The following is a 13,132-nucleotide window of genomic DNA, read 5'->3' on the forward strand; positions in this document are numbered from 1 at the left end:
AATGCCTGCCCACCCATCGACCAGAGGAGAGAAACCATGACCCGGACCACCACCGGCACGTTCCATCCTCTGGACCCGTTGGGGGCGGACGAATTCACGCAGGCCGCGGCCGTCCTCGCCCGGGACCACGGTGTCGGCGACGGCTGGCGGTTCGCGTCGATCGAACTCGCCGAGCCGACCAAGGCCGATGTGGCCGCCTTCGACACGTCGGGCACCGTCCCGGACCGCCGGGCGATCGTCGTGTGCTTCGACCGCCGCAAGAACGAAACCTACAAGGCGCTCGTCTCGCTCACCGGAGACAACGTGGTCTCCTGGCAGCACATCCCGGACGTCCAGGCGAACTTCACAGTGGACGAATGGGAGGAGGCGGACGCCTTCCTCCGCGGGCACCCGGACGTCATCGCGGCGCTCGCGAAGCGCGGGATCACCGATATGAGCCTCGTGTTCATGGACGTGTGGACGTACGGCGACGCCGTGACCCCGGAGAAGTACAAGGGACGCCGGCTCGGCTGGTCGGACACCTGGGTCCGCGCGACCGCGGGCGCGAACCCGTATGCGGGACCGGTCAACGGTTTCCACTGCGTCATCGACGTGAACAGCATGGAACTGCTCGAGATCGAGGACACGTTCAGCGTCGAACGTCCCGAGGTCATGGGCGAGTACGTGCCCCGGCACATCCCGGAGCGGATCCGGGCTTCCAGCACCCGGCCCCCACTGAAGCCCCTGGACATCGTCCAGCCGGAGGGGCCGTCGTTCACGCTCGACGGCAACAAACTCGAATGGCAGAACTGGTCGCTGAGGGTGGGGTTCAACTACCGCGAGGGGATGACCCTGCACGCGGTGACGTACAACGATCACGGCCGGGTTCGGTCGATCGCGCACCGGATGTCATTCGCGGAGATGGCGGTGCCGTACCGCGACACCAGTCCGGACCACTACCGCCGCACCGCCTTCGACATCGGCGAGTGGGGCATCGGGTTCATGACCACGTCGCTCACCCTGGGGTGCGATTGCCTCGGCGAGATCCGGTATCTCGACGCCGTCCTCCACGACAGCAAGGGCGAGCCGTTCACGATCGAGAACGCGATCTGCATCCACGAGGAGGACAACGCCGTCCTCTGGAAGCACGTCGATCATGACGCGGGCGCCGAGGTGCGGCGCATGCGGCGGCTGACGGTGTCGACGCACGTGACGGTCGCGAATTACGAGTATCTCGTCTACTGGCGGTTCTACCAGGACGGCAACATCGAGTGCGAGGTCCGCGCCACCGGGATCATGGTGGTCAGCCACGTTCCTGAAGGCGGTGAGCACCCGAGTGGGACTCTCGTCGACAATCGGACGTACGCGCCGTTCCACCAGCATTTCCTGGTCGCGCGGCTCGATCTCGACGTCGACGGCACCGAGAACACGGTGTACGCGACGGAAACCGAGATCGTGCCGATGGGCCCGGACAATCCCCTCGGTCTTGCACTGCGCCAGAAGAACACTCCGCTGCGCACCGAACTGGAGGGCCGCCAGGACTTCGACTGGCAGAGCCAGCGCGCATGGAAGGTGGTCAACGACAACACGACCACCGGACTCGGCATCGCCCCCGCCTACAAACTCGTTCCCGGCGGCGCGATCCCGTCGATGTTCGACCCGGGGTCGCCGATCTTCCAGCGCACCGGCGCGATCGGGCACACCGTCTGGGTGACCCCGAACTCCCCCGACGAACGCTGGCCCGCCGGGGAATTCGTGAACCAGAGCAAGGTCGATCACGGACTGCCGGAGTGGACCGCGGCCGACCGGCCGATCGAGAACACCGACGTGGTGCTCTGGTACACATTCGGAATCCATCACATTCCCCGGCCGGAGGACTGGCCGATCATGCCCGCCGACACCGTGTCGTTCTGGCTGAAACCGGCCGGATTCTTCGACCGCAACCCCGCCCTCGACGTCGCCCCCACCCCGGAGGCGTGCGATCACCACCATTCCCACCACGAGGACTCCCATGACTGATTTCGAACGGCTCCGCGCCACCCTGCCCACCGGTCTGTGGATCGACGGCGCCCAGACCGACCCGATCGACGGCGGCACCTTCCCGGTCTACGACCCCGCCACGGGAACCCTTCTCGCCGACGTCGCGGACGCCGGCGGCAAGGACGCGATGCGCGCACTCGACTCCGCCGCCGCCGTCCAGGAGGAATGGGCGGCCACGGCGCCACGGCAGCGGTCGATCATTCTGCGGTCCGCCTGGGAGAAGGTCATCGAGCGCACCGACGACCTCGCGCTGCTGATGACGATGGAGATGGGCAAGGCACTGCCGGAGAGCCGCGGCGAGGTGAACTACGGCGCCGAGTTCCTGCGCTGGTTCAGCGAGGAAGCCGTCCGCATCCAGGGCCGCTACACCACGTCACCGTCGGGCAACGGCCGGATCGTGGTGACCAAGGTCCCCGTCGGACCCACCCTGGCGGTCACACCGTGGAACTTCCCGCTCGCGATGGGCACCCGCAAGATCGGACCCGCGCTCGCCGCCGGCTGCACGATCATCGTCAAGCCCGCCGAGGACACCCCGCTCACGATGCTGCTGCTCGCCGAGATCTTCGCCGAGGCCGGCCTGCCCGCCGGTGTGCTGTCGGTGCTGCCCGCGTCGAACGCCGCCGCCGTCACCGAACCGCTGCTCGCCGATCCACGACTGCGGAAGGTGACGTTCACCGGATCCACCCGGGTCGGCAAGATCCTCATCGAGCAGTCCGCCCAGCAGGTCCTGCGCACGTCGATGGAACTCGGTGGCAACGCACCGTTCGTCGTCTTCGACGACGCCGACATCGACGCCGCGGTCGAGGGTGCGATGGCCGCCAAGATGCGTAACGGCGGCGAGGCCTGCACCGCCGCCAACCGCCTGATCGTCGCCAACTCGGTGCGCGAGGAGTTCACCACCAAGCTCACCGAGCGGATCGCCGCGCTCCGGGTCGGCCCCGGCAGCGAGGACGGCACCAACGTCGGTCCCCTCGTCAACGAGAAGCAGCGCCGCAACGTGGCGTCCCTCGTCGACGACGCCGTCGCCGCGGGCGCCCGGGTCCGAACCGGCGGCAAGTCCGTCGACGGTCCCGGCTACTTCTTCCAGCCCACCGTCCTCGACGAGGTGCCCGCGAACGCGCGCATCGTCCGTGAGGAGATCTTCGGACCCGTCGCCGCGATCACCGGTTTCGACACCGAGGCCGAGGGTGTCGCCGCCGCCAACGACACCGAATACGGTCTCGCCGCGTACATCTACACGCAGAACGTCGAACGCGCATTCCGCGTCGCCGACAAGCTCGAGAGCGGCATGGTCGGCGTCAACCGCGGAGTGATCTCCGACGTCGCCGCCCCGTTCGGCGGAGTCAAGCAGTCCGGCCTCGGCAGCGAAGGCGGCACCGAGGGCATCGAGGAGTACCTCGAGACCAAGTACGTCGGCTTCGCGTAAACCCCCCGCCCCGAGACAGAACGGAACCGTCACCATGCGTTTGGTCGTTGGATATCTCGCCACCCCCAGCGGGGAGGACGGTCTGGCCCTCGGGGCGCAGCTCGCCCGCAGTCTCGGCGCACAGCTCGACATCTGCATGGTTCTCCCGCCGGACCGGACGGTCCCGGCGCGAGTTCCGGCAGAAACCGGCTACGACGACATCCTCGCCTCCCGCGCACAGCGCTGGCTGGACGAGGCCAAGTCGTCGGTGCCGAGCGACATCGACGTCGAGGTGCACCTGAGCTTCCACGAATCGTTCGCGCAGGGCCTCATCGACGAGGTGTCCCGGCTGGGGGCGCAGGCGATCGTCGTCGGCGCCGCCGGCGACGGCCTGCTGGGGCGGCACTCCGTCGGGTCCGTGTCGACGGAACTGCTGCACTCCGCGCACGTCCCGCTGGCCCTCGCCCCCCGCGGGGCGCGGCACTCGTCGGCGAAAAAGATCCGCGAGGTGACCTGCGCGCTCGGAACCCGGACCGGGGCCGACGTGCTGCTGCGGACCGCGGTGCGCACGTGCGAGCGGATGCAGACCCCGCTCCGCCTCGTGTCCCTCGTCGCTCTCGACCCGCAGAACGACCTCCGCGATCACCGCGACACCCCCGACGACGTCCGCGACCGCGCCGTCGCCCACGCACAGACCACCCTCGAAGAGTCGAAATCCGCCCTTCCCGAAGACTTTCCCGTCTCCGTCACGATCGCCGACGACTCCTCCGTCGAATCGGCGGTCCGCAAACTCGAGTGGCAGGACGGCGACCTCGTCATGGTCGGCTCCAGCCGACTCGCCCAACCCCATCGACTGTTCCTGGGATCCACCGCGGCCAAGATGCTCCGCGTCCTGCCGGTGCCCATGGTGGTCGTACCCAAGCAGGAGTTCCAGAACAGTGAGTAAACCGTCCGCGACACCCACCCCGGATCCACGATTGTCCCCGACCGGAGGTTCAGACATGACGAACAGCGAAGGCGTGCCGGCGTCGGCCGACGTTGCCGTGAGCTCCAAGGGACTGGCCACCGGTGCGGTCGGCACCTTCGCCGGTGCGATCCTCGGGATCTCCTCGGTGGCGCCGGGTTACACGCTGACGGCCAGCATCGGGCTGATCGTCGCGGCCGTCGGGTTGAAGATGCCCGCAATCTTCATCGCCGGCTTCATTCCCATGTTCCTCACGGCGTACGCCTACCGTGAGCTCAACTCCGAATCACCCGACTGCGGTGCGTCGTTCACGTGGTCGACGAAGGCATTCGGACCGTACATCGGCTGGATGTGCGGCTGGGGCATGGTGATCGCGACGATCATCGTGCTCTCGAATCTCGCGGCGATCGCCGTCCAGTTCTTCTATCTGTTCATCGCGAAACTGTTCGATGCCCCGAGCATCGCCGACCTTCCCGGCAACAAGTTCGTGAACGTCGGGACGACGCTCGTGTTCATCGCCCTGGCCACCTGGATCGCCAGTCGCGGCATCACCACCAGCGAGCGCCTGCAGGTCGCGCTCGTCGGCTTCCAGATGGTCCTGCTCATCGCCTTCGCCGTCGTGGCGCTGGTCCACGTCGGCAACGGGAGCGCCCCCGCCGGGCTGTCCTTCGACCTGAGCTGGTTCAACCCGTTCACCGGACTGGCCGTCGGCGCGTTCGTGATCGGCCTGACGGGCTCGATCTTCGCGTTCTGGGGCTGGGACACCTGCCTGACCCTGGGCGAGGAATCGAAGAACCCGAAAAAGACGCCCGGTCGCGCCGGACTGCTGTGCGTGCTGACGATCCTGCTGACCTACCTGCTCGTGTCGGTCGCGGCAATGATGTACGCCGGAGTCGGCGAAGACGGCCTCGGCCTCGGCAATCCGGACAACTCCGAGAACGTCTTCGGTGCCCTCGCGGATCCGGTCCTCGGCAAGTGGGGCGGGATGCTGCTGTTCCTCGCGGTGTTCGTCTCCTCGGTCGCGAGTCTGCAGACCACGTTCCTGCCGGCAGCGCGCACCATGCTCGCGATGGGTGCGTACGGCGCGTTCCCGAAGAAGCTCGCCGACGTGTCTCCGCGGTTCCTGGTGCCGTCCTACGCCACGGTCGTCGCCGGCGTCGTGACCGCGGTGTTCTACACCATCGTCACATTCCTGTCCGAGCGCACGCTGCTCGACACCATCGCCGCGCTGGGCATCATGATCTGCTGGTACTACGGCATCACCGCATTCGCGTGCGTGTGGTACTTCCGGGGCAGGCTGTTCACCAGCGTCCGTAACGCCGTGTTCCGGTTCGTCTTCCCGATGCTGGGCGGACTCATGCTGCTCGCCGTGTTCGTCATCTCGATCGACGAGAGCATGGATCCGGAGAACGCGAGCGGGGCCTCGATCGGCGGCATCGGACTCGTCTTCTTCCTCGGCTTCGGCATCCTCCTGCTCGGCGCGGTGCTGATGATGATCATGCGGTTCCGCAGTCCCGCCTTCTTCGAAGGCAAGACCCTCAACCGCGACACGTCCGCGCTGCGGGACGAGAGCGACCTCACGGCTCGATCGGAGCCTGCGCCACCAAGCCCGCGATAAGCGTCCGCAGCCCGAACTCGAATGCTGCATCCGCCCGTCCGGGATTCGGCCCGGACGTGGCCAGGGCGGCCCGCATGGACTCGTTCGCCTCCGGTGCGGTCGCCCAGACCACCTCGGGGGCGGCGAGGTCCAGCGCCGATCCCAGCACGAAGCTGTCGACCGTCGTGATCGCGTGGAGAATCTCCTCGGGCGTGAAGCCACCGTCCGAGAATGCCTGCGCCAGAGCGTTGTACAACGCGAAGGCCACACCGGACTGCACTGTGTGCGCGGTGAACAGAGGAATCAGCCGAGGATGCTCGGCGTAGTTGCGCCGATACTCGCGCGCCAGGCCGGCCACCGTCTCGCTCCACTTGCCGTCGGGGTCCGCCACCACGATGCCCGCCATCACGCGGGCACGCATCAATTCGATGATCTCCGCCCTCCCGGACACATGGTTGTACAGCGAGGAGGGCCGTACCTTCAGCCGTTCGGCGAGACCCGGCATCGTGAAATCACCGGTGAGGTCCACCATGCGAACGGCGGCTTCGGTGATGATCTCCGGCGACAGCAGTCGCTGCGATGGCCGTGGCATGGGTGCCCTCCTGGTCGGTGTCCGTCTCCGCCGACCTGGGCGGATACCGAAGGAATCGAAATCTTCCCCTCGCACCCCTTGATCGCCGAGCTTTCACCCACCATACTTAACGAATCCAATTCGTTTTAGGCGCTCGCCGAACCGAACATCCGAGGAACACAATGTTGACGATTACCGCACTCACCCCTCCCGAGTCCCTGGCGCGGACCCGCGAGACGGGACGCACCCCGCTCCGCGTCGGACTCGTCCAGCATCGCTGGCACGAGAACGAGCAGGACCTGCGGGCCGAACTCGACGAGGGCATCGCAGAGGCCGCAGGTCTCGGGGCGCGAGTGGTGTTCCTTCCCGAGCTCACGCTGAGCCGGTACCCCGCCTTCGTCGAGGGCGGCGACAACCCGGGTCGGCAGGCCGAAGACCTGCTTACGGGGCCCACATTCACGTTCGCCGCCAAGGCCGCCGCGGAACACGGCGTCCTCGTCCACGCCTCGCTGTACGAGCGGAACGACTCCGAGAACGGCCAACACTACGAAGACGGACTCGGGTTCAACACCGCCATCCTCGTCGCGCCGTCCGGCGAACTGCTGGCACGCACCCGCAAGCTGCACATCCCGGTCACCGCCGGCTACTACGAGGACACCTACTTCCGGGGCGGTCCCGCGGCCGACCCGTACCCCGTCCACGCCCCCGAAGCGCTCGGCGGCGTCAAGCTCGGACTGCCGACGTGCTGGGACGAATGGTTCCCCGAGGTCGCCCGCGCCTACTCGCTCGGCGGCGCCGACATCCTGGTGTACCCCACCGCGATCGGCTCGGAGCCCGATCACCCGCAGTTCGACACCCAGCCGCTGTGGCAGCAGGTGATCGTCGGCAACGGCATCGCGAACGGCACGTTCATGGTGGTGCCCAACCGCCACGGCGGCGAGGGCCTCATCACGTTCTACGGCTCGTCGTTCATCTCCGACCCCTACGGCCGCATCCTCGTCCAGGCGCCGCGCGACGAGTCCGCCGTGCTCGTCGCGGATCTCGACCTCCAGCAGCGCGAGGATTGGCTGGCGCTGTTCCCGTTCCTGGCCACCCGCCGCCCCGACACGTACGGCGTCCTCACCGAGCCCGTCGATCACGCCGCCCCGTTCGGGAGGAACTGATGACCTGGCGCATGCCCGCGGAAGGCGAACCGCACGAACGCACCTGGATGGCCTACCCCAGTGAGGGCTACTCCCTGGGAGACACCCCCGAGGAGCACCACGAGGCCCGCACCACCTGGGCCGAGGTGGCGCACGCGGTCGCCCGGTTCGAACCCGTCACCGTCGTCGTCGACCCCGGCCAGGTGCCGGCGGCCCGGGAGTACCTCTCCGCCGACATCGACATCGTCGAGGCGCCGCTGAACGACGCCTGGATGCGCGACATCGGACCCACGTTCGTGCTGTCCGAGGACGGACGGCTCGGCGGCGTCGACTGGATCTTCAACGGCTGGGGCGGCCAGGACTGGGCCCAGTGGGACAAGGACTCGAAGATCGGCGCACTGGTGGTCGAGCGGTCGGGGGCCGAACTCGTCGATTCGCCGATCGTCAACGAGGGCGGCGGAATCCAGGTCGACGGACTCGGCACCGTCCTGGTGACCGAGACCGTGCAACTCGACCCCGGCCGCAACCCGGGACTGTCGAAGGCCGACGTGGAAGCGGAACTGGCCCGGACGATCGGCGCCACCAAGGTCATCTGGCTGCCGCGCGGACTGACTCGGGACCAGGACACGTACGGCACCCGCGGGCACGTCGACATCGTGGCGGCCATCCCCTCGCCGGGTGTGGTCCTGGTCCACGACCAGCGCAACCCGGAGCACCCCGACTTCGAGGTCAGCAAGGCCGTCATCGACCTGCTGAAGCAGACCACGGACGCCCGCGGAGACTCGTGGGAGATCATCACCGTCCCCGCACCCCAGGTCCTGCGCGACGACGAGGGCTTCGTCGACTACAGCTATATCAACCATTTCGTCGTCAACGGCGGCGTGATCGCGTGCAGCTTCGACGATCCCGCGGACGAGGAGGCCGTCGCGATCCTGTCGGCAGCCTACCCCGGACGCACGGTCGTGCCGGTCGACGCCCGTCCGCTCTTCGCCCGCGGCGGCGGCATCCACTGCATCACCCAGCACCAGCCCGCCGTGCGCTGACGCACTCAGCGCCTGCGCCGCATGTAGTCGCTCACGACGGCGGCACCGAGACCGTCCAGCCCGGGCGCGACGACGCGTCCGCCGACGCGTTCGGCCATCCGGTCCACCACCCGCGCGAGACCGGGATCCTCACCGAGCCGGAAGAACGTGACGTGGGCGCCGAGCCGGGCGAGGGTGTCGAGTTCCCGGACCGTCAGTCCCAGGGTCCGGGCGCTCGGCGGGTAGTCGAAATACGCGAAGCCGTCCGGCTCCAGGTGCGCGGTCGGCTCGCCGTCGGTCACGATCAGGACCACCGGTTGTGCGTTGGGGTGCCGGCGCAGGTGCCGGGCCGCCAGCAGCAGCGCGTGGTGCAGGTTGGTGCCCTGATCCCAGGCGCCGTCCAGTCCGGCGAGCTCCGACGGCGTCAGCACCTGAGCGTGCCTGCCGAACGAGATGAGCTGCAGTTCGTCACTGCGGAAGCGGGTGCTCACCAAGTGGTTCAGCGCGAGGGCGGTGCGTTTCATCGGCACCCACCGCCCCTCCATCACCATCGAGAACGACGTGTCGACCAGCAGCGCGACCGCCGCCTGCGACCGTTGCTCGGTTTCCATCACCTCGACGTCCGCCACGGACAACCGGACCGGGACGCGACCGCGTTCGGCCGGGTCGGAAGCCGCCCGCAGCACGGCGTTGGTGATGGTGCGCGTGACGTCCCACGGTTCGGTGTCGCCGAACGCCCACTCGCGGGACGCCCCGGTCGGCTCCCCCATCGCCCCGGCGCGGCGCGTCTCCCGTTGCCCGCCACGCGAAGACAGTTGCTGCGCCACGTCCCGCAGGGCCGTCTGGCCGAGTTGACGCATCGCCTTGGGCGACAGGCGCCACTGGCCGTCCGCCCCGCGGTCGAAGAAGCCCTGGTCCCGCAGGGCCTTTTCGAGTTCGGCGAGCGTTCGCGCATCCGCGGCGGCCTCGTCGCCCAGCTGCCGGGCCAGGGTCTCGGCGTCGATGTCGTCGAGTTGCGCACCCGCATACTGCTGCGACAGCTGCTCCGCGAGCGACTCGAGTTCCGCGATGTCCTGCAACGCGCCGGTGCCCTCCCCCAGACCCATGCCGTCGTCGCCGCGGAACCGCTGCGCGCCCTGCCAGTCCTCGCCCGGACGCGCAGCCTGCAGGTGCTGGTCCAGGCGGTCGAGCTGTCCGATCAGGGACGGATCGCCGAACGCCTGCTGGGCCAGCGCATCGAGTTCGTCGCGCTGCTCCTGCGACAGCGAGTTCCGCAGACGCTGCGCCGCCGCCGCCCGCTGCGCCAGCGAGTCGAGGAGTTCCTCGACGTTGCGGGGGTTCTCGGGAAAGTACTCCCCGTGTTTGTCCATGAACTCGTCGAACTGCTCCTGGGTGTCCTCGCCGCGGGAGTATTTGTCCAGCAGGTCGTTGAGGTCCTCGAGCATCTCGCGGATCGCCTGCCGGTCCTCCTCGGTCGCACCCTCGAGGGCCTGCTTCATCCCGGCGAACCGCTGGTCCAGCATTTCGCGGCCCAGCAGGTCCCGGATCTTCTCGTAGTCCTCGCGCGCTTCGGAACTGCGCCAGTCGTAGTCGGCGAGCTCCTGGACGGCCTGCGCCGTGGACGGGGACAGTTCCTCGAGGCGCATCTCGGAGAAGCGGGCGTCGTCGTCGAGCGCGCGGGCCAGCGTCTTCCGCTCCTCGAGGACCGCGCGGTCGAGGAGTTCCCGGACCTCTTCGAGCGTGCCGTTCAGGTTGTTCCGCTTCAGCAGCTCACGTCGACGCCGATTGGCTTCGGCCGCAAGCTCGTCGAGGCCGCGCATGTCCCGGTTGCCGCGCCGGAGCATCTCGCGCAGTGCCTGCCGCGGCGAGCTTCCCGCGAACACGTCGTCGCCGATGGCTGCCAGGGCTTCGCGCAGGTCCACCGGCGGCGTCAGCGGATCGCCGCCCTCGTACGGCCCGTACCGCGCGTTGTGCGATCCGCGCTCCGCCTTGCGGGACATTACGAATACACCGTCTGCCCGTTGATATCCGGGTTCTTCGAGATCCGCCGCGCCAGGTACAGCCCTTCGAGGGCGAACTCGGCGGCCGCGGCTCGCTCGCCGTCGGATTCTGCACCGAGCCGCTCGGCGAGCACGTCGAGGACCTCGAGTTCGGGCAGTTCGTTGAGCAGTGCTTTCGCCGTGATCCGTTCACCGGTCACCACCGGGTCGCCCTGTTCGACGGCCTCGACGAGTTCCGCCAGGTCGATGCCGCCGAGCCGGGTGCGGACCGTGTCGGCTGTGGCCCGACGCAGCAGGTGCTCGAGGACCTCGATCTCGCGGCCCTCCTCACCGGATTCGAATTCCACCTTGCCCCGCAGGACGTCGATGACGGTCTCGAGGTCCACCGGCCGGGCGACCGGGTCGGCCTCGCCGAGGACCGCGCCGCGATGCACCGCCGCGGCGCTGACGGTTTCGGCGCCGGCCACCGCGAAGCGGGCGGACACCCCCGACCGCTGATCGACCGACGTCGATTCGCGGAGCAGGCGGGTGAACCGGGCCAGGATCTCGAGGAGGTAGTCCGGCACCTCGGCGGTGAGGTGCGCCTCCTGCAGGATGACGGCGACCTCGTCGTCGAGCCGGGTCGGGTAGTGCGTTCGGATCTCGGCGCCGAACCGGTCCTTGAGCGGGGTGATGATGTGGCCGCGGTTGGTGTAGTCCTCCGGGTTCGCGCTCGCCACCATCAGGACGTCCAGCGGGAGCCGGAGCGTGTACCCGCGGACCTGGATGTCGCGCTCCTCCATCACGTTGAGCAGCGACACCTGGATGCGTTCGGCGAGGTCGGGCAATTCGTTGATGGCGACGATGCCGCGGTGGGCGCGGGGAACGAGCCCGAAGTGGATGGTTTCCGGGTCACCGAGACTGCGACCCTCGGCGACCTTCACGGGATCCACGTCGCCGACGAGATCCGCCACCGACGTGTCGGGGGTCGCGAGCTTCTCCGAGTACCGCTCGCTGCGGTGCCGCCACGCGACGGGCAGGCTGTCGCCCAGTTCCTGAGATCGGCGTATCGACGCCGGCGTGATGGGCTCATAGGGATGCTCCCCGAGTTCGGAACCGGCGATCACCGGGGTCCATTCGTCGAGGAGCAGATTGAGGGTGCGGAGCAGGCGCGTTTTACCTTGACCACGTTCGCCGAGCAACACCACGTCGTGCCCCGCGATGAGTGCCCGTTCGAGCTGTGGTGACACCGTCTCCTCGAAACCGACGATGCCGGGCCACGGATCACGACCGTCGCGTAGGGCCGCGAGCAGGTTCTCGCGGATCTCTTCCTTGACGGTGCGTTGAACGTGGCCCGACTCGCGGAGCTCGCCGACGGTGGAAGGTCTGTGTTCCGATGACGTCACCACTCCACGCTACGAGGGTTCGAGCGAATCGGCACGCCGTTAATCGCGTGCCGACCCGCCAGGGTCAGTCCTCGCGGCGCAGCGGGAGCAGTTCGCGGACCCTCCGGTCGCGCAGGTACAGGCCCGCCCAGACCACGATGCCGACATACACCGCGAACAACACGGTGCTGAACAACGGCTTCTCGACGCGCCAGTTGGTGAGCACCGCGCCGCCGAGGTACCCGGTGAGCAGCACCGCACCCAGCGGGGCCGTTCGCGGCACCAGGTAGAGCGCCGTGCAGATCAGCAACACGATCCCGATCGGCACGATGATGTGCGCGGGCAGTCCCAGTTCGACGGCCGAATCCTCCACCGGTCCGAGCTTCAGGATCTTGCCGACGGCGTCGAAGAGGAGGAAGGCACCGGCGAGGCCGCTGAGGACCCACCCCACCTTGCGCGCGGTTCCCGACTCAGCCGCGACGGGAGTGGCCGTGGCGCTCACGACTGGTGTCCCTGCGCCGCCGCGGGATCCATCCACACGACCTCCCACAGGTGACCGTCCGGGTCCTGGAAGCTGCGGCCGTACATGAATCCTTCGTCCATCGGTTCGTTGGAGAACGATCCGCCCGACGCGAGGGCCTTGTCGGCGAGCGCGTCGACGGCTTCACGGCTTTCCGCGGAGACGGCGACGATGGCTTCGGTGGTCGTGGTGGCGTCCGCGATGGCTTTCTTGGTGAAGGTGGAGAAGAACTTCTCCGTCAGCAGCATCACGTGAATCTGCTCACTGATGACGATCGACGACGCATTCTCGTCCGAGAACTGCGGGTTCCGCTGGTAACCGAGCGCCTCGTAGAAGGCCGTCGACTTGCCGAGGTCCTTCACGGGGAGGTTCACGAAGATCATGGTGGGCATCGAATTCTCTTTCCGTCGGTGACGTGGAGCCGCTTCGGGTGAGGAGCCGTGCGACCTTGTGGATCAGATCACGTACCAATGTTGTAAAAAGAAACCTATTGCTGTCAATAGGCAACTTCGGTCTATAGTTGAAACC

General features: G+C 68.0%; 11 protein-coding genes. 6 read left to right on the top strand and 5 right to left on the bottom strand.

Translation table 11 applies throughout. From position 1 onward, the window contains the following. Positions 1-36: 36 nt before the first annotated feature. Genes H0B43_RS08600 through H0B43_RS08615 form a run of 4 tightly spaced genes read left to right on the top strand, consistent with a single transcriptional unit; the run spans position 37 to position 6,006 of the window. Positions 37-1,998 carry a primary-amine oxidase gene (locus H0B43_RS08600; RefSeq protein ID WP_185728305.1) on the top strand — a complete coding sequence of 654 codons (1,962 nt, stop codon included), beginning with the start codon at positions 37-39 and terminating at the stop codon, positions 1,996-1,998. After that, complete coding sequence (locus H0B43_RS08605; protein WP_185728304.1) at positions 1,991-3,445, top strand: NAD-dependent succinate-semialdehyde dehydrogenase; 1,455 nt, start codon at positions 1,991-1,993, stop codon at positions 3,443-3,445. Before H0B43_RS08600 ends, H0B43_RS08605 begins: the two co-directional genes overlap by 8 nt. Before the next feature lie 34 nt (positions 3,446-3,479). After that, positions 3,480-4,370: a universal stress protein gene (locus H0B43_RS08610; RefSeq protein WP_185728303.1), complete on the top strand. Its 891-nt coding sequence runs from the start codon at positions 3,480-3,482 to the stop codon at positions 4,368-4,370. 55 nt (positions 4,371-4,425) lie between these two features. Further along, positions 4,426-6,006: an APC family permease gene (locus tag H0B43_RS08615; protein WP_185728302.1), complete on the top strand. Its 1,581-nt coding sequence runs from the start codon at positions 4,426-4,428 to the stop codon at positions 6,004-6,006. Here the strand turns inward: H0B43_RS08615 and H0B43_RS08620 are convergent. Continuing rightward, on the bottom strand, positions 5,966-6,577 hold the full coding sequence (locus H0B43_RS08620) for a TetR/AcrR family transcriptional regulator (protein ID WP_185728301.1): 612 nt from the start codon (positions 6,575-6,577) through the stop codon (positions 5,966-5,968). The genes H0B43_RS08615 and H0B43_RS08620 overlap by 41 nt on opposite strands. Before the next feature lie 161 nt (positions 6,578-6,738). Between H0B43_RS08620 and H0B43_RS08625 the strand changes: the two genes are divergently transcribed. Together H0B43_RS08625 and H0B43_RS08630 are read left to right on the top strand one after the other, a co-directional pair. Further along, a complete protein-coding gene (locus H0B43_RS08625) occupies positions 6,739-7,719 on the top strand; it encodes a nitrilase-related carbon-nitrogen hydrolase (RefSeq protein WP_185728300.1) in 981 nt (326 codons plus the stop codon). Beyond that, positions 7,719-8,741 (top strand): agmatine/peptidylarginine deiminase, encoded by a 1,023-nt coding sequence (locus H0B43_RS08630; protein WP_185728299.1) that lies wholly within the window; start codon positions 7,719-7,721, stop codon positions 8,739-8,741. The genes H0B43_RS08625 and H0B43_RS08630 overlap by 1 nt, the downstream gene beginning before the upstream one ends. 5 nt (positions 8,742-8,746) lie before the next feature. Here H0B43_RS08630 and H0B43_RS08635 read toward each other — a convergent pair whose 3' ends face one another. From H0B43_RS08635 to H0B43_RS08650, 4 genes are all read right to left on the bottom strand, one after another. Beyond that, positions 8,747-10,720 (bottom strand): VWA domain-containing protein, encoded by a 1,974-nt coding sequence (locus H0B43_RS08635; RefSeq protein WP_185728298.1) that lies wholly within the window; start codon positions 10,718-10,720, stop codon positions 8,747-8,749. Next, complete coding sequence (locus H0B43_RS08640) at positions 10,720-12,105, bottom strand: ATP-binding protein (RefSeq protein WP_185728297.1); 1,386 nt, start codon at positions 12,103-12,105, stop codon at positions 10,720-10,722. Before H0B43_RS08640 ends, H0B43_RS08635 begins: the two co-directional genes overlap by 1 nt. A gap of 64 nt (positions 12,106-12,169) precedes the next feature. Further along, on the bottom strand, positions 12,170-12,586 hold the full coding sequence (locus H0B43_RS08645) for a DoxX family protein (RefSeq protein WP_185728296.1): 417 nt from the start codon (positions 12,584-12,586) through the stop codon (positions 12,170-12,172). Beyond that, positions 12,583-12,996 carry a VOC family protein gene (locus H0B43_RS08650; protein WP_185728295.1) on the bottom strand — a complete coding sequence of 138 codons (414 nt, stop codon included), beginning with the start codon at positions 12,994-12,996 and terminating at the stop codon, positions 12,583-12,585. Before H0B43_RS08650 ends, H0B43_RS08645 begins: the two co-directional genes overlap by 4 nt. Positions 12,997-13,132: the final 136 nt, after the last annotated feature.

Source organism: Rhodococcus sp. 4CII (genome assembly GCF_014256275.1).
GTDB classification, from domain to species: Bacteria; Actinomycetota; Actinomycetes; order Mycobacteriales; family Mycobacteriaceae; genus Rhodococcus_F; species Rhodococcus_F wratislaviensis_A.

Excerpts from the sequence above, each read along its gene's own strand:
- H0B43_RS08620 (WP_185728301.1), bottom strand. The coding sequence starts at position 6,577 with ATGCCACGGCCATCGCAGCGACTGCTGTCGCCGGAGATCATCACCGAA.
- H0B43_RS08615 (WP_185728302.1), top strand. The coding sequence starts at position 4,426 with ATGACGAACAGCGAAGGCGTGCCGGCGTCGGCCGACGTTGCCGTGAGC.
- H0B43_RS08650 (WP_185728295.1), bottom strand. The coding sequence starts at position 12,996 with ATGCCCACCATGATCTTCGTGAACCTCCCCGTGAAGGACCTCGGCAAG.
- H0B43_RS08635 (WP_185728298.1), bottom strand. The coding sequence starts at position 10,720 with ATGTCCCGCAAGGCGGAGCGCGGATCGCACAACGCGCGGTACGGGCCG.
- H0B43_RS08605 (WP_185728304.1), top strand. The coding sequence starts at position 1,991 with ATGACTGATTTCGAACGGCTCCGCGCCACCCTGCCCACCGGTCTGTGG.
- H0B43_RS08610 (WP_185728303.1), top strand. The coding sequence starts at position 3,480 with ATGCGTTTGGTCGTTGGATATCTCGCCACCCCCAGCGGGGAGGACGGT.
- H0B43_RS08625 (WP_185728300.1), top strand. The coding sequence starts at position 6,739 with ATGTTGACGATTACCGCACTCACCCCTCCCGAGTCCCTGGCGCGGACC.
- H0B43_RS08600 (WP_185728305.1), top strand. The coding sequence starts at position 37 with ATGACCCGGACCACCACCGGCACGTTCCATCCTCTGGACCCGTTGGGG.
- H0B43_RS08630 (WP_185728299.1), top strand. The coding sequence starts at position 7,719 with ATGACCTGGCGCATGCCCGCGGAAGGCGAACCGCACGAACGCACCTGG.